This is a genomic window from Streptomyces sp. NPDC088733 (assembly GCF_044751185.1).
Taxonomy (GTDB): domain Bacteria; phylum Actinomycetota; class Actinomycetes; order Streptomycetales; family Streptomycetaceae; genus Actinacidiphila.
The window spans coordinates 280,167-298,166 of sequence record NZ_JBIVLH010000008.1; the positions used below are offsets into that span (position 1 = coordinate 280,167).

Below are 18,000 nucleotides of genomic sequence, written 5' to 3' on the forward strand. Positions count from 1 at the left end.
CCGGCCCTCGTTCCTCACTCCCAGGGCGTGTCCTCCGGGACGATGTGCACGGCCGCCTCCTCGGCGCCCGCCGCACCGCCGTCGACGCCGACGTCCTCGGCGAGCAGGTCGTCACCGTCCGTGCCCGCATCCCGTGCCACGAGGCGTCCGGCCCGCTCCGCCCCGGCCTGCGGGTCGACCGGTTCGCCGTCCCCTCCGGCCAGGTCGCCGATGTCGTCCCCGGGGTAGACCGTGTCGTCGGGGACCTCCTCGGCAAGGCGCTCGTCGAGGCTCTCCCCGGCGCGCTGCTCGGCAGCGGTGACCCCCACCTTGTCCAGGCCGAGCGGTCGCTCGGGCGGGGAGTAGCCCTCGTCCAGGATGTCGTCGTAGTCGCGTTCGCCGAGCGCGTCCTCCATGTCGAGGGGCGCCGCGTCCTCCTGCTCCTCGTTGCCGCCGGTCGGCTGGTACACGTCGTCCGCCATCGGGTCGTCGGTCATGACCGCCTCCTCCGCCTCCGCCGGTCCCGTCCCGTCCGGGACGAGTGCGCCCGCCCCCCTGGCCCGGGGAGCACACGCCGTACCTCCCCACGATCCCCGCCGTTCCTCCATCGCGCCGCACGGGCGGCGGGGGCAGACGCATTCCATCGTCGTGGTGGACGCCGGCCGGTGCCGGCACGGGAGACGCACAGGAGACAGGGCATCCGCATGGAAGCAACGGAATCGATCGTCGAGCGGCTGCCCATGCGCCTGAGGGCCGGCCCCGGGCCGATGCTCCAGTTGTCCGTCGAGTGCCGGTACGGCGCCGACGAGCCCTATGCGGTGCACATGCGCTTCGGCCGAGTGTCCGGCACGGGGGACGCGGTGTGGGTGGTCTCCCGTGAACTGCTGCTCGCGGGACTGCGCGGACCCTCGGGGGCCGGCGACGTCCACGTACGCCCGGGAGCCGACGGGGACACCCTGATCGGGCTGGGCGGGCAGTCGGGCACGGCCGTGCTGCGGGTGGGGACGGGGGTGCTGGCCGCGTTCCTCGCGGCCGCCATCGCCCTCGTCCCGCTCGGCACCGAGTCGGGCTGTATCGACTGGGACGCCTGCATCAGCGGGCTGCTGTCGGCCTAGGCCGGGTCGTGTCAGCGGTCGCCGCCGGCCGCGACCAGGTCGCCGGACGCCTTCTTGCGGGCGCGGTAGGCGGCGGCCTTGACCCTGTTGCCGCAGGTCTCCATGGCGCACCACTCGCGGCGCGAGCCGCGCGAGCGGTCGATGTAGACCTGCGTGCACTCGGGGCGGCCGCACTCCTTGAGCAGGGACCCCTCCGGACCGCTGAGGATGTCGATGACCTGGCGGGCCAGGGAGGAGAGCGCCTGCCGGGGGGTCGCCTCGACACGCCGTCCCTCCGCCGTGAGCTGCGGGACCGCGGAGGGCGTCCGCGCCGTGTCGTTGACGAGGGCGACCGCGGCGGTATCGCGGTCCTGGCCCAGCAGTCCCGCGCGGACGAGCGCGTACACGGCCTCGCGCAGGCCCATCGCGGCGTCCAGGTCGTCCTGGTCGCACTTGGTGTCGGCGTGCACCATCCCGGACTCGCGGAACCAGGCGTCGAGGCTCTCCGGCGACGTGAGCATCTCGCGGGGTTCCGGGTTGCGGCGGGCCCGCAGTGTGCCGACGAAATCGAGTGCCGGGGTCCCGCACGGGAAGGCGTGTACCATGTCACCATTCTGACAGGTGATGCTTCTCCGGGCAAGCACCGTACATCGCCCCCTCATCCTCCCGTATCGATCGCTTGACAGGGAAGTGGGGCGTGACGCAGCATCGTCACCAGCCCAACCGGTTATGAGGGTGGGTCGTGAGCCGCCCGTCCGCTGGTCCGCCGTGACCGGCGGAGCACGGGCACCGGGCCGCCGACCGCGGCCCGCAACCCCCGCCATCGAAGGAGTCACCATGACCCTGCCCCGTACCTTCGCCGCCGTGCTCGTGGGTCTCGTCGCCGTGGCGACGATGATCGGCTGTTTCGCCCAGGTCTGGTGACCTTTCCCGCCCCGGGTGCCCGGGGGCGGCGGCGTCGCTGCCCTGCCTGATCCCTACGATGGCCGAGTGACGACGCACACAGCGACACAGACCCCCGCCGGCGAGGGTCGTCCCGCAGGCGGGTGGCCCGGCTCCTGGCTGCGGGGACTGCGGCCGTTCGGCTACGAGGCGCGCCCCTGGACGGACATCCGGGAGCGGCTCGTGCCGCCGTTCGGCGCGTCACGGGCCGGCTGGCTCGGGCCGCTGCTCGTCGCCGTGTTCGCCGGTGTGCTCCGGTTCTGGGACCTCGGCCGGCCGCACGACGTGGTCTTCGACGAGACGTTCTACGCCAAGGACTCCTGGTCGATGCTCCGGCTCGGCTACGAGGGCACCTGGCCCGACCGCAAGATCGCCGACCCGGCGATCCTCGGCCACTCCGCCGACCTGCCGCTCACCGACCCCGGGACGTTCGTCGCGCACCCGCCGATGGGCAAGTGGATGATCGCGCTCGGCGAATGGGGCTTCGGCCTGGACCCGTTCGGCTGGCGCTTCATGGCGGCCCTCGCCGGCACTGTCTCGGTCCTGATGCTGTGCCGAATAGGCCGGCGGCTGTTCCGCTCCACGGCCCTGGGCTGCCTGGCGGGCGGCCTCCTCGCGGTCGACGGCCTGCACTTCGTGATGAGCCGCGTCGCGCTGCTCGACGTGTTCGTCATGCTCTTCGTCCTCGCGGCCTTCGGCTCGCTCCTGATCGACCGCGACCACGCGCGAGCCCGGCTGGCCGCCGCCCTGCCGGTGGGCGCCGACGGCTTCGCCGGCCCCGACGCCACGGCCGCGGCCCGCACCGGCACGGGCGCACGCCCCTGGCGGCTCGCGGCAGGCGTCTTCCTCGGCCTCGCCTCCGCCGTCAAATGGAACGGCCTGTACTACCTGGCCTTCTTCATGATCCTGACGCTGCTCTGGGACGTCGGCGCCCGGCGCCTGGCCGGAGCCCGCCGCCCCTATGCCGCCGTACTGCGCAGGGACTTCGTCCCCTCCGTGCTCTCGCTGCTGCCCGTCGCCGTCGTGACCTACCTGCTGACCTGGACGGGCTGGTTCGCCACCGACGGCGGCTACGGACGCCACTGGGCGGACGGCCGCGGCGGCACCTGGTCGTGGATCCCGGCCCCGTTGCGCAGCCTGTGGCACTACGAGTACGCGGTCTACCAGTTCAACGTGGGCCTGCACAGCCCGCACCCGTACCAGTCCAACCCCTGGAGCTGGCTCGTCCTGGGCCGCCCCACCTCGTTCTACTACCAGTCCCCGAAACTCGGCCAGGACGGCTGCGGCGCCGCCGAGGGCTGCTCCCGGGCGATCCTCGCCCTCGGCACCCCCGCGCTGTGGTGGGCGGGCTGCTTCGCGCTGGCCTACCTCCTCTACCGCTGGGCCCTGCGCCGCGACTGGCGGTCCGGCGCCGTCCTCTGCGCGGTGGCGGCCGGCTACCTGCCCTGGTTCAACTACCAGGACCGCACGATCTTCACGTTCTACGCCGTCGCCTTCGTCCCGTACCTGTGCCTGGCCGTCGCGATGACGCTGGGCACGCTCCTGGGCCCACCGGGATCGGACGACAGGCGCCGCGTATGGGGAACGGTCGCCACGGGCACCCTGGTCCTGCTCATCGTGTGGAACTTCATCTACTTCTTCCCGATCTACACCGGGCAGACGATCCCCTACTCCTCCTGGCACGCCCGTATGTGGCTCGACTCCTGGATCTGACCCGCGGCGCGTGTCCGCGGCCACGCGCTGCCGGTCGGTTGCCCGGGTACTCGCGGCTACTGCTCGCCCACCCCGTCGGGCATACGAAGGGCCCGACGGAGTCGCCAAGCGCGGACCTCGACATAGCAAACAAGCGCTGTGAGCATGACGGTTTGAGTCAGGATGATCCATGGCCAGGATCCATCCCCCCACCAGTGCTCCGGGACCGCCAACACGGCGAAGCACGGCACGGCGAGGAGGTAGTTGCGCAGACGCGCAGGAAACGGGCGCGTGTGAAGCAGCGGACGCGCCTCGTGCCAACCCTCAACCGACATGACGGCAGACCGCCATCGCGGGACTGTTTCTGATCACGGACGTATGTTCCTCACTCGAGCCCGGTAGGTCAACGCACCGGCAGTGAATCGGTGTTGTCCCCCGAATCGACCGGTTCTTCTCCTTCGGGAAGCGCTCAAGGAGCCCGCCGGCCTGGGTTCGCTCAGGCGGTCAAAGCTGTGACCTGTGGCCGAACAGCCATCGGTTGTCGGCGTCGTCCGTCCTTGGTGCGGCTCGCACGGCCCGGAGGCGGTCCAACTGTCGGATGTCCGCCTCAGTTGCCTTGCTCGATGCGGCGGGCCCTCGATCTGCCCCAGATCACAAGCACCCCACCGAGCACGATGAACACCAGGCCCACGCCGGCAAGCGTCGCCCTCGTTCCGAACGAGAACCCGAGGAGTGTCGGCCCGCCGTCCAGGACGAAGCCACCACCCATCGCCACCCAACCCCAGGCGACCATGGGCATTCCTGCATACTCCGCGTTTCCCCGGCCGTTCAAGGCCAAGACGCCCAGGAGTACGAAACAAAAGCCGGGGATCAGCATGAACGAGGCAGTCACGCGGGAACATTACCGCGGAGGTGGGGAGGGGCTTTGGGTGCGAGCCGACCGGTCTCGTCGTCCGCCTCGTCATCTGAAAGGCGGGAGCTCCCCGGGTCCCTCGCGCGAAGGGCATATGTCGAAAGGCCGTACAATTCGGGGTATCGTGCGGCGAGGTGGTGTGTTGCTGGGCAGAGGATCGGTGGTCGATGAACGCTCTGACTTTGGGTCCTCTGGAACTCGTCGCAGACGAGTGGATCATCGGCGATTCGGCGGCACGCAAGGGGAAATACCTGAAGCTCCATGACCAGGGGTTCGGTTACTGGGTCGAGGGGGTCGAGGTGCAGGTCATCCCGTGGAGGCGGCTCATGAATCTCCACCTCTCGGCGCAACCCGGCCGGCTGGGAAACTCAAAGGCACTGGCCAGGTTCACGGACTTTTCTATGGCCCTGGGGGGATTTTCCCGGCTCGGGGGCGGGGAGGCCTTCGTCGCCGCCACGCTGCGCCACCCGTACGAGGATTGGGTCGCGTATTTCACGCATGCCCCCAGGAGGTACGGCAGGCGGGAGATCCGCAAGGTTGATGAGTTCCTCAAGCGGACAGTGGAATGCGGCCGTGCGGCAAGACTCGGGGATCCTCAATGGGTGGGTGAGGCCGTTGCGAAGATTGCGGGCCTCGCGGGGGGATCCCGAGACGTGGCGGCCGCGGTCGGAGCGATCGTCAAGGCCTGATTCTCCGTCTGCAGATCGTGATCTTGCTGGTTGGTCTGGTGCGGACACGGGTGCGGCCACCGTTGACCGTCGTCAGTTGTATGCCGGCCGGCGCTCTGCCGGAGCACACTCGATCATGCGGAGCATCAGGCATCGGGAGCGTGCTCACCCGTCACGGCAACGAGCGTGTGAGCCAGACCACTTCACCGTTGTCTTCCGTGGAAACGTGATCCCGCTCGAACCCGAGCTTCTCAAGGACACGGAGCGACGGTGCGTTCCACGTACCGACAGTCGACCAGAGCCGTTTCCGCCCGGTCGCGATGGCGGCATCGAGCACCGCGCCGGCAGCCTCGGTGGCGTAGCCGCGCCCATGCGCGTGCTGGAACAGCTCATACGCGATTTCAGGCTCCTCCAGGGTGGAACGGCCGATGATCAGCCCGCAGTAGCCGATGAAGTCGCCTTCGTCGCGGCGCTGGATGGGCAACAGGGCGATCCCCGTGGTCGCCGTCGCGGCGAGCAGCCCCGCGATGGACGTCCGGATGTGTTCAACCGTGGGGGTTCCCTTGCCGCGTTCGGAGAGCAGGGCGCAGAACTCGGCGGCGTCCGACTCGGCCCACGGCCGCAGTATCAGCCGCTCGGTCTCAAGGTGGAACGGCATCGTCTCGTACGTCGTCATGCCCCCACCTTGCCTCACGGATCATTACGAATTACAGACGTGGCTCGCAGCGTGCGGGAGGTTCCAGATGCAGGCGCTGCGCGCTCCGGCGCGTTGCTTTGAGGGGGTGGCAGTGGGAGGTCTCTTGAAGGGTGTCTCGAAGATCCCTTGGGGGGAGATGCGTGACGCACGGCAGGATCCGGCCGGGGGCATCCCGCCGCTGTTGTCGCCGTTCCCGCAGCTCTGAGTGCGGGACGGGTCCCGGCCTTGGATCTCGTTGAGATCGTGGCTCACGGCTCGGAAGACTGGGGTCATGACTTTTCGGCGCTTCGTCTCCCTCGATCCCGACGGCATGAGTGCCGGTGGCCGGCTGTATGTGGTGGTCGAGGCGAAGACGGGGGTCGTCTACCAGCAGCAGTACGGCGGGACCGCGTGTCGGCAGGGACGGGTCGAGGGCTTTCTGGTGCCGATGTTCGGCCCCGATGAACTGGCCGCGCTGCGCGAGCTGTTCGAGACGGACTACCGCGGTGCCGGCACCTGGGACTACGCATGGCCGGATGGCGAGCGGGACAGGCTCGGCGAGATCGTCGGGGCTGTCGTGTACTGGGCATGCGACGGTACCGCGGAGGAGCCGCACCCCCTCCGGCTGGACGAGAGCCGAATCCGTGAAGCGGACGAGGCCTGGGTGCCGGTGATCACGCCGGACGGCCCGGGGGTGCTGGTGTGGTTCAACTCGGACTGAAGGACCGCGACGACTGACCTGTTTCCGTGGCGGCAGCCGGGTTGGGCCCGTTCCCGCCGCTGAGGGCGTCGGCCAGGGCCTCGGCCTGGTCCGGCGTGATGCCGAGGGCGAGCGGGATCCGGCGGGGGCTGTAGGGCGAGGAACAGATCGCCACCGGGCCGGAATCGGTCACGCGCCAGCCGGGCTCGTCGTCGAACGTGTCCTCGCCCATGAGCGCTTCGGTCAATTCCGCTGCCGCGTCGGACGGTATGCCGCAGCGTGACAGCGCACGCGCCACGGCGTCGCGGGCCTCGTCGGGTGTGTCGGCGTCGCCGAGCATGGGAAGCAGCAGCAGAAGTCGCTGGGAGGGGTCGGTCACGCCTTCGCCGCTGTGGTGCGGGGATGCGGCAAGCGCGACCAGCTCGGACCAGGACAGTCCGGGGCCGGCTCCCTCGGCGCCGCACTGGCCGAGGTGGCCGAGCCGTCCCCACTCGGGGTGGCGGACGAAGAAGGCCACGTCGCTCATGTCCTCGTCGTTGGCGTACACCACGTAGGCCGTGTGCCCGCCGGCGAAGGGCACCCGTAGGGCAGGCCAGGGCGATCCGCTGTCGCCGAGGCGCTCCACCATCTCCTCGTAGGCGGTTGGGTCCACCCCGTAGCGTTCGGGATCGTCGCCCGGATCGCCCATGGTCAGGACGAGGTGAGCGAGCCAGAAGGCGGGTTCTCGCGTGAGGTCCTCGACTGCCGCCAGCGGGCGGCCGTCCGAATACTCCGGGATGCGCAGCGATACAGCCATGTGCGGAGCGTACGTGGCATCCCGGTCCCGGCTGCGGGGGTCGGTCGCCCCGCCACAGCGCCACTTGCCTCACCTATCGAGATTCGATAGATTCCCATCGTAACTCGATTGAAGGGTGAGTCATGGGAAAGCTGACAGTGGCCGCGCTGCGCACCGTGCTCGTGCTGGTGCTCACCGGCACTGTGTTCGTACAGGCCCTGCTGGTGTGGGTGTTGATCAGCGGGAGCGACCCGGAGGACGGGACGCTCCCACTGACCGCGTTCCGCGTGGTCACGATCCTGGGCATGATCGCCGTCCAGGTGGCCCTGGTCTGCGTCTGGCGACTGGTGACGATGGTGCGCCGCGGAACCGTCTTCTCCCACGCCGCCTTCCGGTACGTGGACATCGTGATCGGCGCGATCGTGGCGGCCTCCCTCGTGTGGTTTGCGATCACGATCATCAATGCGCCGGGCCAGCGGGAGGATCCGGGCGTCACGCTCATCATGGGCGGGATCGGAGTGGCCATCCTGGGGGTCGCACTTCTCGTGCTCGTCATGCGGACGCTGCTCGCGCAGGCCGTCGCACGCGACGTCGAGGCGTCGCAGATGCGGGCCGAGTTGGACGAGGTGATCTGATGCCGATCGTCGTCGACGTCGACGTGATGCTGGCCAAGCGGAAGATGTCCGTGGGCGAGCTGGCCGAGCGCGTGGGGATCACGCCGGCCAACCTGGCGGTGCTCAAGAACGGCCGCGCCAAGGCGGTGCGTTTCGCCACGCTCGCCTCCCTTTGCGAGGTCCTGGAATGCCAGCCCGGCGACCTGCTGCGCTGGGAGGCCGAGGCCGAGGACGCGGCAGCGGTTGAGGCCGAGGTGCCCCGGGGGGCGTGACGGCGCCGCCCGGGGAGCGGACCCCCGTCCTTCCGCGTCGGAAGGACGGGGGTCTGTCGTTCGCGCGAACGGGCGTCGGATTCCGTCGTGTTGGGGGAGTCCGCCGGGCCGCGGTGTCAGTCCCGCCGGCCCCAGTCCAGGCGGTCGGCCAGCCCGGCGGCGGTGAAGGCCGCCGTCAGTTCGTCGCGGCCTTCCGTGAAGTGGGCCCAGCTGTCGTAGTGGACGGGGACCACGCGGCCGGCGGCGAGAAGTCCGGCGGCCTCGGCGGCCTGGGTGCTGTCCAGGACGATCAGCTGGTTGTCGAAGAGTTCGGGGAAGCGGGGGGCGCCGGCGAAGAGGAGGGCCGTGTCGACGGGGGCGAAGCGCCCGGCGATCTCCTTGACCGCGTCGAGGGACGCGTTGTCGCCGCTCACGTAGACGGCCGGCAGGCCCTCCCCGGTCAGGACGAAGCCGACGACCTGCCCGAGGACCGGCTCGACCTTCTCGCGCGGGCCGGGTCCGTGGACGGCGGGGACGCCGGTCACGGTGACCGTGCCGCCGCCGGGCCGGTTCAGCTCGATGGATTCCCAGTCGGCCAGACCTTTGGCCCGCTCCTTGAGTCGCTGTCCGCCACCGGGGGTGGTGAGGGTGAGCGGGACGTCGGCGAGCAGGGCCCGGCCCGAGGTGTCGAGGTTGTCGGGGTGCTGGTCGTGCGAGAGCAGGACCACGTCGACAGCGCCGAGATCTGCGGGGACCCCACTGGAGGCGGCGGTCTTCGTCAGGAACCGGCCGCCGGGGCGGGGGTAGTCGCCCGGGGCGTCGAAGGTCGGGTCCACGAGGAAGCGCAGGCCGCCGTACTCGAAGAGGGCGGTCGGGCCGCCGAAGACGCGGACGGGGAACGGGTTGGTCGCTGCGGGAAGGGAAGACATGGAGCACCTCACGGATGGGCACGGTTTAACCGTGATAACACGGTAGTCGTCTCTCACGGATGCAAGCAAGCCGTACCATGAGACACGTGAAGGAGTCCTTGATCGAACCGCCCGGCCTGCCACCCGCACAGGGCGAGGAGGAGCACCTCGCTCTCGCCCTCGCCAACAGCGCGACAGCGCTGCCCGGCGGGCACACGGTCGATCTTCTGGGGGCTCCCGCGCAGGCGAACCAGTGGCTCGCGGAACGCGGCCTCGCGCCGGTCGACGCCGGCATGCGGGAGATGTGCGCGACGCAGTTGCGCGCATTGCGCGAACAGATCAGGTCGCTGTTCGCCTCCTGGACCGAAGGGCTGCCCGCCCTCCCCGCCGCAGTCGGCGCCGTCAACGACGCCATGACCCGGATCCCAACGGTGCCGTTGCTGCGATGGGACGACGAGAGCGGGCCCTACCGCGCCGCTCCGCACCCCACCACCGCGATCGTGGACCACGCCCTGGCCGTCCTCGCCGCTGACGCCTCGGACCTGCTCACGGGCCCCGACGCGCACCGGCTCACCGCGTGCGGCTCCGCCCCCTGCAACCGCTACCTGCTTCGCCACGGCCGCCGCCAGTGGTGTTCCACCCGCTGCGGCGACCGCGCCCGCGCGGCACGCGCCTACGCGCGCCGTACCGCCGCCATGTGACCGGACGCGGCGGTGCCGGACTGCCTCCGGCACCCCGTGCGGGTGCCGGAGGCGGCCGCCGTCAGCGCGGAACTTCGGTGGCCAGTCGCAGCGCCCGCGCGTCCGCGGTGAGGGAGTCGAGGTCGATCTCCCCGTTGCGCCCCGCCGAGGTGACGGTGCCGATGGTGCTCCGGTCGGCCCACACGCAGAAACCGAGCCGTGCGGTGCCCTTGGCGGTCACGGTGACCAGCGCACAGTGCATGCGGCCGTCGAAGACATCGCTGTCGACCTGCCGCCGCGTGCCGTACGTGACCTTCACCTTCGTCTTGCCGCCGGCCATCGCGGCCAGCTCGGTCTCGCTCTGCTTGCGTTCTTCCTCGCCGAACGCGGTGTCGAGAACCTCGTCGGGGTCGAGGCCGATGTCCTCGCGTGCCTCGAAGCCGAGGAAGGACACGTCCCGCTGCTGCTCCGCGTCGCGGTAGCCGGTCACGACCGGCGTGACGTCCGGGATCGACTCGATGAGCTGCTTGAACGCGCCGGTGTCGTCGTTCCAGTTGTCCAGGGCCTGCACGATCTCCGGGTCGTCCTCGGCTATCTGTGCCATGCCGCGGAACTCCGCACGGGGCACGAGGTGGTACGTCGAGGCCCAGGGCAAGTGGGCGGAGACGGCGTCGTCGGCCCAGGGACCGGCGTCGGTGAAGGCGCCGACGCCGAAGCCGACCACCAGGCCTAGGGCGAGGAAGAGCACACGGCGGGACTTGGGCCGCTCGGGCTCCAGGGCGCCGATGGGCTGCGGTACCCAGGGAACCTGCTGCTGGGCCCCGGCGAAGGCCTGCGCGGTCCCTCCGGCGGCGGCCGGCGCCGTGGCCTCGGAACCTGCCTTCACCGCGACACCGGCAGTCTCCTGAGCCGCCCCGGAATCCCCGGTCCCCGTGTGCTCTCCGCCCATGGACGTTCCCTCCCCAGTCACCCCATTGCGTCCGGACATCACAACGGCCGCGGCATTGCCGCGTCAACGATCTTTTATCCCGACCTCGGCCGTTGCTCGTGCTACGCCCCGAAAGATCCCCACCCGGAAAGATGCCTGCGTGCCACGGGTCCCGCCGCCCTTCACCTGCCCACCGCCTGCACGTCATCCGGCGGTCGGCACGCACGGGCCGTCGGCCCGGCGCCCCGCGGTGTCAGGGGCTGTCGGTCGTCGGTGTCCAGAGGCCGAGGGTGCGCAGGCTCTCGGCGGAATCAGCGATCGTCGTGTCGGAAGGGCGCGGGCGCCAGCCGAGTTCCTCGCGGGCGCGGTCGTTGTGGATGACCGGGCGGGGGAGATCGTCCCCCGGTGCCTCCTGGGTGGGCACGCGGGCGGCCGGCGTGCCGAGCCGGCGGCGCAGGACGGCGGCCACTTCGACGAAGCTCGTCGTCGGGCCGTCGGAGACGGCCAGGAACCGCTTGCCCGCGGCTTCGGGGGCCGCCATCGCCCGGAGGTGCAGGTCGGCCACGTCGCGTACGTCGACGACGCCGAAGCGGGCGCGCGGTGCGATGCCCATCGTTCCGTCGAGCATCGCCTTGAGCAGCTGCATCGAGGAGCGCAGATCGGTTGTGAGCGTGGGTCCGAGGATGAACGTCGGGTTCACCACGGTGAGTTCGGTGTCGCCGCCGTCGCGTTCCATCAGGTCCCACGCGGCACGTTCGGCGATCGCCTTCGAGCGCGGATAGGGCGCGAGGCCCGGCGTGCCGGGATCGGTCCAGTCGTCCTCGGTGAAGTCGGACCCCGGTTTGGGGGTGTAGCCGATCGCCGCGAACGACGAGCTCAGGACGGTACGCCGGGCGCCCGCGTCCCGCGCGGCACGCAGGAGTCGCAGCGCGCCGTCCCGGGCGGGGACGATCAGGGCGTCGGGATTCTCCGGCTGGACGACGGGGAAGGGCGAGGCGACGTGATGGATCTCCTCGCAGCCCGCGACGGCGGCCTTCCAGCCGTCGTCGGCCGTCAGGTCCACGGCGACGATCTCCAGGCCCGCGTCGTCCGCCCCGCCCCGGCGCACGGCCGCACGCAGCTCGGGCTCGCGGTCCATGGAACGCACCGCGGCCCGTACGGGGCGTCCGGCCCGCAGCAGTGCCGCCACGAGGTGCGTGCCCAGGTAGCCGGACCCGCCCGTGACCAGGACCGGGCTCATCGCGGCACCCCCAGGCGGCCGGCCGCGTCCACCACACGCCGGGTCGCCTCGGTCTCCGCGGCGATGTCGCCGCGCTCCCGCGCGTCCCACAGCGCGGCCTTCTCCCGCACGTAGCCGAGCCGCGCGTGCTGGTCGGCGATCTCCGCCTCGATGCGCTCGGCGTGGCGGAGCAGCAGGTCGCGCTGGTCACCGGCGCCCGCGCGCCCGCGCGCCCGATTGGCCTGGTAGGTGCGCATGTCCTCGATGCCGACGCCGACCGCGCGCAGGCAGGCCAGTGCCTCCAGCACGTCGAGGTCCTGGGGCCGGTAGCGCCGGTGGCCGTTCCGGTCGTCGCGGTCGATCGGGCCGAGCAGCCCGACGTCCTCGTAGTAGCGCAGCGTCGGCTCGCTCAGCCCGCTGCGGCGGGACGCGTCCTGTATGCCGAAAGTCGTCATGCGGACAGCGTCACAGACCTCAAGCGCTTGAAGGCAAATGCCGGATCTTCCGCGATCACGCGGCTCACAGCCGCACGGTGACCAGGGCGATGTCGTCGGCGCCGCCGTGGCTGAGGCCGAGGCGGTGCAGGACGGTGTCGGCGAGGGGTTCCGCGCCGAGGTGGGCCTCCTCGGCGAGGGCGCCGGTGAGGCGGGCCAGACCGACGTCGATGTCCTCCCCGCGGCGTTCGATGAGGCCGTCGGTGTAGAGCACGAGCACGTCGCCGGGCGCGTAGGTCACGCTCGCCTGGGGCCGTGGCGCATGCGCGGGCCGGGCCCCGAGCGGCGGGTCGGTGGCCCGGTCCAGCAGGACGCAGTCCCCGTCGGCCCGCAGCAGGACGGGCGGCGGATGCCCGGCGCTGCTGTACCTGATCTCCCGGCTCGCCCGGATGATGAGCACGCTCACGGAGGTGGTGGCCAGGGCGCCCTCCACGCTGCGGGCGTACTGCCCGAGGATCTCCAGGGCCTGCGCCGGTTCGGGGACGGTGCGCATGGCCGCGCTCAGGGCGCTGCGCAGCATGCCCATGACGCTCGCCGCCTGCAGCCCGTGGCCGACGACGTCCCCGACCGCGACGGCGAAGCGGTCGCCGGGCAGGTCGACCACGTCGTACCAGTCGCCGCACACATTCAGCGAGCCCGCGGCCGGCAGGTAGCGCACGGCGACATCGCCGTGCTGGGCGAGGTCGGGGGAGTGCAGCATCGCGTCCTGGAGGGTCAGCGCGACCTGGCGTTCCCGGGCGTGCGCCTGCCGCAGCTCCTCGTTGAGCAGCTGCAGTTCGCGGGCGCGCGCGTACAGCTCGGCCTCCATCACCTGCTCGCGGGCGCTCAGCCGCCCGCCCTCCGGGTGGTGGCGGTGGCGGCGGGCCTGCACGAACGCGGTCACGTCCTCCACCCGGTGGATGATCCAGGACACGCTGCCGTCCGGGGCGAGGACCGGGGTGTTGATCGGGCTCCACCAGCGCTCCTCGAACGCGCCGGGCCGTGACACCACCGGGATGTCGTACTTCTGCGGGGCCATGGTGTCGGACGTGCGGAAGGCCAGGACGCGTTCGAGCGAGGCATTGAGATTCCGCACCCCGTCCGCCTGGGGATCGGCGGGGTTGTCGGGGAACGCGTCGAAGAGGTACTGGCCGAGCAGGTCGTCGCGGGTCCGCCCGGTCGCCTCCAGGTAGGCCAGGTTGACGGCCACGATGACGAGATGCGGATCCAGGACCAGATTCGGGCTCGGCGTCGCCGCGAACAGCGCCTCGTAGTCGATGTCCGCCGCCGGCACCGTCATCCGGCCGTTGTCCGTGCCTGGCAGGCCCACCCGTCCAATTTATAAGGTGCGCCCCGCCGCCACCTGTCGCGCGGCAGTCCGCCGGGGCCCGTGCGGGCCCCGGCGGACGGCGTGCGCCTCATTCGCGCGGCCACACCCCGCGCTGCAACCGGCGCAGGACCAGGCCCTCCCCGCGCGGGGCGGGCCGCGGGGTGCCCGGCCCGCCCCGGAGGGCGTCGCGGACGCGGGTGAGCGCGGCGAACCGCTCCCGGCGGGCGCGCGCGGCCCGGTCCAGCTCCTCCATCAGGCGCTGTGCGCGGTGTTCGGGAGCGAGTTCGTCCAGGATCCGGTCGACCTCCGCCAGGACGGCGCCGTGCAACTGCCAGGAGTGCGGATGCTCGCGCACCCGGTCCAGCAACAGGTGCGCGACGTTGTCACGGCTTGCGCGGGCGGCGTCGAGTTCGGCCGCCAGCCGGTCCTCGGCCTCCTCGGCGCTGCGGCTCACCTGGGTGGTGACCAGGACGGCGAAGCTCACCAGGGCACCGCCGAGGTGGGCGAAGAGCTGCTCCATGCCCACCGCCACGTCGCGGGCGAACAGCGGCTCGTTCCCGCCGCGCCGTCTGGCCAGGTCGGTCAGCGACCGGGTCAGGACGCGCAGCACGACCACGCAGATCTCCAGGGTGTCCAGACCGGTCCGCAGCACCACCCGGGACAGCAGCCCCTCCTTGACCCGCGGGTTGAGGCGCAGACTGTCCTCGGCCCGGCGCAGGGCCACGTCGACCTCGGAGACGTCCTGGTCCAGCCGGCGTGCCTCGTGCAGCCGGGCCTCGGCGTGCTCGACGGCGGTCGGCACGTCCAGTTCCTCCGAGACGCGCAGCAGCAGGTGCCGCATACGGCGGGCCAGGTCCTCGATGGACTCGCCGGCGGTGCCGACCCACACCGGCGGGGCGAAGAGGAAGTTGAGCAGCAGGCCCACGCCCGCCCCGATCAGCGTCTCCAGCACCCGGTCCCAGGCCTGGTGCGCCAGTTGGGACACCCCGAGGACCAGCATGGCGCTGATCGCCACCTCGTTGACGAACTCGTCGACCCGGACGAACTGGCCCACCACCAGCGCCGCCAGGACGACGAGGCCGAGGCTCCACCAGGTCAGACCCACCAACGCGCTGAAACCGACGGCCAGCAGCACCCCCACCACCACGGAGTTGACCCGCCGGATCCCGGTGGTGAGCGTCGAGTAGAGCGTGACCTGGACGACGAGCAGCGCGGTGAGGGGCGCGGTGAGCGGTGCCGCCTCCGTGCTGATCCGGAGCGCGATGACATAGGAGATGGTCGCCGCCACGGTGGCGCGCAGCGTCAGTGTGACGACGGGGTCCCTGCCGCGCTTGAGCAGCGCGGCGACAGCTTCACGTGCAGGCATCCCCTGACCTTGCCCGCACCACCCGTTCGTACACCTGACCTGGGCACATGCCGATCGGGTATTCCGTCAACGAGCGGACGGGGGACGGCCGTTGAGGGAAAAGCACAGCGCCGGGGCGCAGGGCGCGCGGCCCCTCGCCCCGGCGCTGCCGGCCGGTGTCAGTTCTGCGACGCCGGCCCTGACGGCATGTACTCCTGCCCGTCGTACACCGGGGGCACCGTCGGCAGGCCGAGGGCGATCGGCGCGTCGGGGAGGCCGGCGCCCTGCCGCAGTACGTCGGTGCCCGGCACGGGCCGGCTGGCCGTGCGGAGCAGCGCCATGAGGTGGTCGGCGCGCTCGGCGGTCCGGGGGTGCGGGGAGCTGCGCAGCTGGTCGTGGTGGGCGAGCAGCAGCGCGGCCAGACCGGTCAGGTGCGCGGCGGCCAGCGCGGTCCCGTCGGCGACGGAGTACCCGTTGCCGGGCACCGTGGTGACGATCGCCGCGCCGGGGCCGATCAGGTCGACCCCGGGCCCGACCGGCGTGAAGGGCGCCGCGAACGGGCCGGGCCACGGCGGCTGGACCGCGGCCACCGGGCTGCCGGGCGGGTAGGTGCCGGTGTGCGCCAGCGCGCCGACCGCGAGCACAGTGGGCAGCGCGGCCAGGGGCGAGATCGCCGCGTTGGTGTCGCCCGCGGGCGCGATGACGGCGATGCCGGCCGCGTGGGCGTCCAGCAGCTTCCACGCCACGAGCTGGGAGGGCTGGCCGTAGGACAGGTTGATCTGGGCCAGGTCGATGTCGTGGGTGACGCACCGGTCGATCGCGTCGAGGAGGTCGCTGACCCGGCCGCCCGGGAAGAGCTTGAGGGCGTGGAGCTCGGCGTCGGCCGCGATGCCCGTCATGCCGGAGCGGTTGTCGGCGGCGGCCACGACTCCGGCGCAGCGGGTGCCGTGCCCGGTCGCGTCGGTCTGCCATCCGCCGTCCTCGGCCCCGGGGGTGAAGTCGGCACCGTGCCAGACGGTGTCCTTCAGGTCGGGGTGGTCGGCGTCGACACCGGAGTCCAGCAGGGCGATGCGGATACCGTGCCCGCGGTACGTCGGCGGGATCTGGTGCAGGCGCATCGCCTGGGTGCCCCAGCCGACCAGCGGCTGGTCGGGGAAGCCCTCGAAGGTGTCCGACAGTGCCACGACCTCGACCGCCAGCTCCGTGGACTGCGCGGCGTCCTCCAGCAGCTGCGGACGTCCGGTGCGGATCGGCCAGTAGCCGCCGGCCGGGCGGACGAACAGGGAGCGCAGCGTGGCGGGGGTGTCGGCGGGCAGCGTCAGACGCGCGCGGCCGTCGGCCCCGGTGACCGCGTACGAGGTCATGGCCATGCCCGTGGCCCACACCTCGGCGCCGCCGACGGACTGGCCGTCGCTGCCCGTGACGCGCACGGTCAGCTGCTGGGGCTCGTCCAGGGTGACGCCGACCGACGGGTCGGAGGCCGGTGCCGCGAGCGCCGCGGGGGCCGGGGCGGACGGGTACGACAGCGGCTGGTCGGCCTCCACCACGATCTGCGGGTTGGCGGCCAGCGCCTGGGCCCGCTCGTGGGGCATCGCGACGACCGCGACCGCGGGGCACATCGGCAGCGGGCCGGCGATGGCCCCGAGCCCGCGCGCCCGCGAGGGCCGGACCTGGCGCAGCGGCTCGACGTCCGGGTCCTCCTCCAGCAGCTCGAACAGGGCGGACGCCTCGATCGGCGGCACGCCGCCGGGCAGCCAGGCAACGGGCTTCGGCGCGACGAGGTAGCGCCCCCAGCCGCTGCGGGTCTGCCGGGTGCTGTCACGTCCGGGGGTCTGCCGGAACGGCTGCCCGGTACCCCGGCTCTGGTCCTGGTCCTGCTCCTGCCGGGCGCTGCTCTGCCCGCTGGTCTGCGGCTCCCGCGGGCCGCCGGTCTCGGGCGCGGGGCCCGTTTTGCGGCCACCGTTCCTCGAGCCGCCGGTCCCCTTCGCCGCGGCGCCGTTGCCGTGCTGCTCGCTCATCACTCCGCCTTCACCCTGGTCGTTCCTGCATGTCCACCCTCAACAACCGGCCGCGCGAGTTCCGGTGCCGGACGCGCACGGCCGTGGTGACGGCCCCGGCCGGGCGGGAACACCGAGGTGTTCCCGCCCGGCCGGGAAGCCGATCAGATGCCCATGGGGGACATCTGCGCGTAGCCGTACTGCGGCTGGCCGAAGTGGTGCTGGCCGTACACGGCCTGGTTGCCCTGGCCGAACTGGCCGTACTGCTGGCCCTGGCAGTTCTGCGCGAGAACGGCGTGCACGACCGGGGCGACCCGGCGGGCGCACTCGGTCACGACGGCGCTCCAGGCGTGCGGGGGGATCTGGCCCTGGGCCTGGATACCCATCACGATCTGCGGGTCGATGCGCATCTGCTCGACGACCGCGGACACGGCGGTGGCGGCGGAACGCAGCGCCACCTCCGTCACCAGGAGCGGCAGCTGCTGCTGACCCTGCTGCCCGTTGCCGTACTGGCCGTACTGCTGGAACGCGCCGTGCTGCTGGCCCCAGGCCTGCTGGCCCAGACCCTGCTGCGCCGCCCACGGCTGCTGCTGGCCCCAGGACTGCTGGCCGAACTGCTGGGCGTACGGCTGCTGCTGCCCGAACTGCTGGGGGGTGTAGACCGACATCAAACTCCTCCTTGGGAGATGTGTGGGAGAGGGAAATCGCGACGGCGGAGCGGACGTGGGTCAGGGCCGGTCCGCCGCCATGGGCAGCAAACCATTACGGGATGAAAACCGCTTCTTGTGACATACCGTCATATGCCCGCGGATCCCC

General features: G+C 71.8%; 21 protein-coding genes. 8 read left to right on the top strand and 13 right to left on the bottom strand.

Annotated features, from left to right (window positions below):
- Positions 1-14: 14 nt before the first annotated feature.
- A complete protein-coding gene (locus ACIP64_RS17670) occupies positions 15-476 on the bottom strand; it encodes a DUF5709 domain-containing protein (RefSeq protein ID WP_401587160.1) in 462 nt (153 codons plus the stop codon).
- Between the two features lie 207 nt (positions 477-683).
- Here ACIP64_RS17670 and ACIP64_RS17675 point away from each other — a divergent pair, with 207 nt between their 5' ends.
- Positions 684-1,094: an SsgA family sporulation/cell division regulator gene (locus ACIP64_RS17675; RefSeq protein ID WP_401587163.1), complete on the top strand. Its 411-nt coding sequence runs from the start codon at positions 684-686 to the stop codon at positions 1,092-1,094.
- Between the two features lie 11 nt (positions 1,095-1,105).
- Here the strand turns inward: ACIP64_RS17675 and ACIP64_RS17680 are convergent, their stop codons facing one another.
- On the bottom strand, positions 1,106-1,678 hold the full coding sequence (locus tag ACIP64_RS17680; protein WP_401587166.1) for a CGNR zinc finger domain-containing protein: 573 nt from the start codon (positions 1,676-1,678) through the stop codon (positions 1,106-1,108).
- 163 nt (positions 1,679-1,841) lie between these two features.
- Here ACIP64_RS17680 and ACIP64_RS17685 point away from each other — a divergent pair, with 163 nt between their 5' ends.
- Both ACIP64_RS17685 and ACIP64_RS17690 read left to right on the top strand, forming a co-directional pair.
- Entirely contained in the window at positions 1,842-1,997 is a 156-nt protein-coding gene (locus ACIP64_RS17685) for a hypothetical protein (protein ID WP_401587169.1), read from the top strand.
- Positions 1,998-2,063: 66 nt separating this feature from the next.
- The gene (locus ACIP64_RS17690; protein WP_401587172.1) at positions 2,064-3,728 is read left to right on the top strand and encodes a dolichyl-phosphate-mannose--protein mannosyltransferase; all 1,665 of its coding nucleotides are present in this window, start codon (positions 2,064-2,066) and stop codon (positions 3,726-3,728) included.
- 586 nt (positions 3,729-4,314) lie between these two features.
- Here the strand turns inward: ACIP64_RS17690 and ACIP64_RS17695 are convergent.
- Positions 4,315-4,599, bottom strand: a complete 285-nt coding sequence (locus tag ACIP64_RS17695) for a hypothetical protein (protein ID WP_401587174.1) — start codon at positions 4,597-4,599, stop codon at positions 4,315-4,317.
- A 188-nt stretch (positions 4,600-4,787) separates the two neighbouring features.
- Here ACIP64_RS17695 and ACIP64_RS17700 point away from each other — a divergent pair, with 188 nt between their 5' ends.
- Positions 4,788-5,309, top strand: coding sequence for a hypothetical protein (locus tag ACIP64_RS17700; RefSeq protein ID WP_401587176.1), 522 nt, complete (start codon positions 4,788-4,790; stop codon positions 5,307-5,309).
- 151 nt (positions 5,310-5,460) lie between these two features.
- Here the strand turns inward: ACIP64_RS17700 and ACIP64_RS17705 are convergent, their stop codons facing one another.
- A complete protein-coding gene (locus ACIP64_RS17705) occupies positions 5,461-5,964 on the bottom strand; it encodes a GNAT family N-acetyltransferase (protein ID WP_401587179.1) in 504 nt (167 codons plus the stop codon).
- A 292-nt stretch (positions 5,965-6,256) separates the two neighbouring features.
- On the opposite strand from ACIP64_RS17705, the gene ACIP64_RS17710 reads away from it, so the two are divergent.
- Positions 6,257-6,685 carry a DUF6210 family protein gene (locus ACIP64_RS17710; protein WP_401587181.1) on the top strand — a complete coding sequence of 143 codons (429 nt, stop codon included), beginning with the start codon at positions 6,257-6,259 and terminating at the stop codon, positions 6,683-6,685.
- Here the strand turns inward: ACIP64_RS17710 and ACIP64_RS17715 are convergent.
- Positions 6,672-7,460, bottom strand: a complete 789-nt coding sequence (locus tag ACIP64_RS17715; RefSeq protein WP_401587184.1) for a hypothetical protein — start codon at positions 7,458-7,460, stop codon at positions 6,672-6,674. The two genes, ACIP64_RS17710 and ACIP64_RS17715, sit on opposite strands and share 14 nt — an antisense overlap.
- Before the next feature lie 122 nt (positions 7,461-7,582).
- Here ACIP64_RS17715 and ACIP64_RS17720 point away from each other — a divergent pair, with 122 nt between their 5' ends.
- Together ACIP64_RS17720 and ACIP64_RS17725 are read left to right on the top strand one after the other, a co-directional pair.
- Positions 7,583-8,074 (top strand): DUF2975 domain-containing protein, encoded by a 492-nt coding sequence (locus tag ACIP64_RS17720; RefSeq protein WP_401587187.1) that lies wholly within the window; start codon positions 7,583-7,585, stop codon positions 8,072-8,074.
- On the top strand, positions 8,074-8,325 hold the full coding sequence (locus tag ACIP64_RS17725; protein ID WP_401587190.1) for a helix-turn-helix domain-containing protein: 252 nt from the start codon (positions 8,074-8,076) through the stop codon (positions 8,323-8,325). Before ACIP64_RS17720 ends, ACIP64_RS17725 begins: the two co-directional genes overlap by 1 nt.
- Before the next feature lie 116 nt (positions 8,326-8,441).
- Here the strand turns inward: ACIP64_RS17725 and ACIP64_RS17730 are convergent, their stop codons facing one another.
- Positions 8,442-9,233, bottom strand: a complete 792-nt coding sequence (locus ACIP64_RS17730) for an MBL fold metallo-hydrolase (RefSeq protein WP_401587193.1) — start codon at positions 9,231-9,233, stop codon at positions 8,442-8,444.
- 77 nt (positions 9,234-9,310) lie between these two features.
- Between ACIP64_RS17730 and ACIP64_RS17735 the strand changes: the two genes are divergently transcribed.
- Positions 9,311-9,913, top strand: a complete 603-nt coding sequence (locus ACIP64_RS17735; protein ID WP_401587195.1) for a CGNR zinc finger domain-containing protein — start codon at positions 9,311-9,313, stop codon at positions 9,911-9,913.
- Positions 9,914-9,974: 61 nt separating this feature from the next.
- Here ACIP64_RS17735 and ACIP64_RS17740 read toward each other — a convergent pair whose 3' ends face one another.
- From ACIP64_RS17740 to ACIP64_RS17770, 7 genes are all read right to left on the bottom strand, one after another.
- On the bottom strand, positions 9,975-10,841 hold the full coding sequence (locus ACIP64_RS17740) for a hypothetical protein (protein ID WP_401587198.1): 867 nt from the start codon (positions 10,839-10,841) through the stop codon (positions 9,975-9,977).
- Between the two features lie 232 nt (positions 10,842-11,073).
- Positions 11,074-12,060 carry an NAD-dependent epimerase/dehydratase family protein gene (locus tag ACIP64_RS17745; protein ID WP_401587200.1) on the bottom strand — a complete coding sequence of 329 codons (987 nt, stop codon included), beginning with the start codon at positions 12,058-12,060 and terminating at the stop codon, positions 11,074-11,076.
- Positions 12,057-12,494, bottom strand: a complete 438-nt coding sequence (locus ACIP64_RS17750; protein ID WP_401587203.1) for a MerR family transcriptional regulator — start codon at positions 12,492-12,494, stop codon at positions 12,057-12,059. The genes ACIP64_RS17745 and ACIP64_RS17750 overlap by 4 nt, the downstream gene beginning before the upstream one ends.
- A gap of 64 nt (positions 12,495-12,558) precedes the next feature.
- The gene (locus ACIP64_RS17755; protein WP_401587341.1) at positions 12,559-13,812 is read right to left on the bottom strand and encodes a PP2C family protein-serine/threonine phosphatase; all 1,254 of its coding nucleotides are present in this window, start codon (positions 13,810-13,812) and stop codon (positions 12,559-12,561) included.
- Positions 13,813-13,930: 118 nt separating this feature from the next.
- On the bottom strand, positions 13,931-15,208 hold the full coding sequence (locus tag ACIP64_RS17760; RefSeq protein WP_401587206.1) for an aromatic acid exporter family protein: 1,278 nt from the start codon (positions 15,206-15,208) through the stop codon (positions 13,931-13,933).
- 158 nt (positions 15,209-15,366) lie between these two features.
- Entirely contained in the window at positions 15,367-17,205 is a 1,839-nt protein-coding gene (locus tag ACIP64_RS17765) for a S8 family serine peptidase (protein ID WP_401587208.1), read from the bottom strand.
- 143 nt (positions 17,206-17,348) lie between these two features.
- Positions 17,349-17,852, bottom strand: a complete 504-nt coding sequence (locus tag ACIP64_RS17770; protein ID WP_401587210.1) for a hypothetical protein — start codon at positions 17,850-17,852, stop codon at positions 17,349-17,351.
- Positions 17,853-18,000 lie beyond the last annotated feature (148 nt).

Excerpts from the sequence above, each read along its gene's own strand:
- ACIP64_RS17670 (WP_401587160.1), bottom strand. The coding sequence starts at position 476 with ATGACCGACGACCCGATGGCGGACGACGTGTACCAGCCGACCGGCGGC.
- ACIP64_RS17675 (WP_401587163.1), top strand. The coding sequence starts at position 684 with ATGGAAGCAACGGAATCGATCGTCGAGCGGCTGCCCATGCGCCTGAGG.
- ACIP64_RS17680 (WP_401587166.1), bottom strand. The coding sequence starts at position 1,678 with ATGGTACACGCCTTCCCGTGCGGGACCCCGGCACTCGATTTCGTCGGC.
- ACIP64_RS17700 (WP_401587176.1), top strand. The coding sequence starts at position 4,788 with ATGAACGCTCTGACTTTGGGTCCTCTGGAACTCGTCGCAGACGAGTGG.
- ACIP64_RS17705 (WP_401587179.1), bottom strand. The coding sequence starts at position 5,964 with ATGACGACGTACGAGACGATGCCGTTCCACCTTGAGACCGAGCGGCTG.
- ACIP64_RS17710 (WP_401587181.1), top strand. The coding sequence starts at position 6,257 with ATGACTTTTCGGCGCTTCGTCTCCCTCGATCCCGACGGCATGAGTGCC.
- ACIP64_RS17715 (WP_401587184.1), bottom strand. The coding sequence starts at position 7,460 with ATGGCTGTATCGCTGCGCATCCCGGAGTATTCGGACGGCCGCCCGCTG.
- ACIP64_RS17720 (WP_401587187.1), top strand. The coding sequence starts at position 7,583 with ATGGGAAAGCTGACAGTGGCCGCGCTGCGCACCGTGCTCGTGCTGGTG.
- ACIP64_RS17725 (WP_401587190.1), top strand. The coding sequence starts at position 8,074 with ATGCCGATCGTCGTCGACGTCGACGTGATGCTGGCCAAGCGGAAGATG.
- ACIP64_RS17730 (WP_401587193.1), bottom strand. The coding sequence starts at position 9,233 with ATGTCTTCCCTTCCCGCAGCGACCAACCCGTTCCCCGTCCGCGTCTTC.
- ACIP64_RS17735 (WP_401587195.1), top strand. The coding sequence starts at position 9,311 with ATGAGACACGTGAAGGAGTCCTTGATCGAACCGCCCGGCCTGCCACCC.
- ACIP64_RS17740 (WP_401587198.1), bottom strand. The coding sequence starts at position 10,841 with ATGGGCGGAGAGCACACGGGGACCGGGGATTCCGGGGCGGCTCAGGAG.
- ACIP64_RS17745 (WP_401587200.1), bottom strand. The coding sequence starts at position 12,060 with ATGAGCCCGGTCCTGGTCACGGGCGGGTCCGGCTACCTGGGCACGCAC.
- ACIP64_RS17750 (WP_401587203.1), bottom strand. The coding sequence starts at position 12,494 with ATGACGACTTTCGGCATACAGGACGCGTCCCGCCGCAGCGGGCTGAGC.
- ACIP64_RS17755 (WP_401587341.1), bottom strand. The coding sequence starts at position 13,812 with ATGACGGTGCCGGCGGCGGACATCGACTACGAGGCGCTGTTCGCGGCG.
- ACIP64_RS17760 (WP_401587206.1), bottom strand. The coding sequence starts at position 15,208 with ATGCCTGCACGTGAAGCTGTCGCCGCGCTGCTCAAGCGCGGCAGGGAC.
- ACIP64_RS17765 (WP_401587208.1), bottom strand. The coding sequence starts at position 17,205 with ATGAGCGAGCAGCACGGCAACGGCGCCGCGGCGAAGGGGACCGGCGGC.
- ACIP64_RS17770 (WP_401587210.1), bottom strand. The coding sequence starts at position 17,852 with ATGTCGGTCTACACCCCCCAGCAGTTCGGGCAGCAGCAGCCGTACGCC.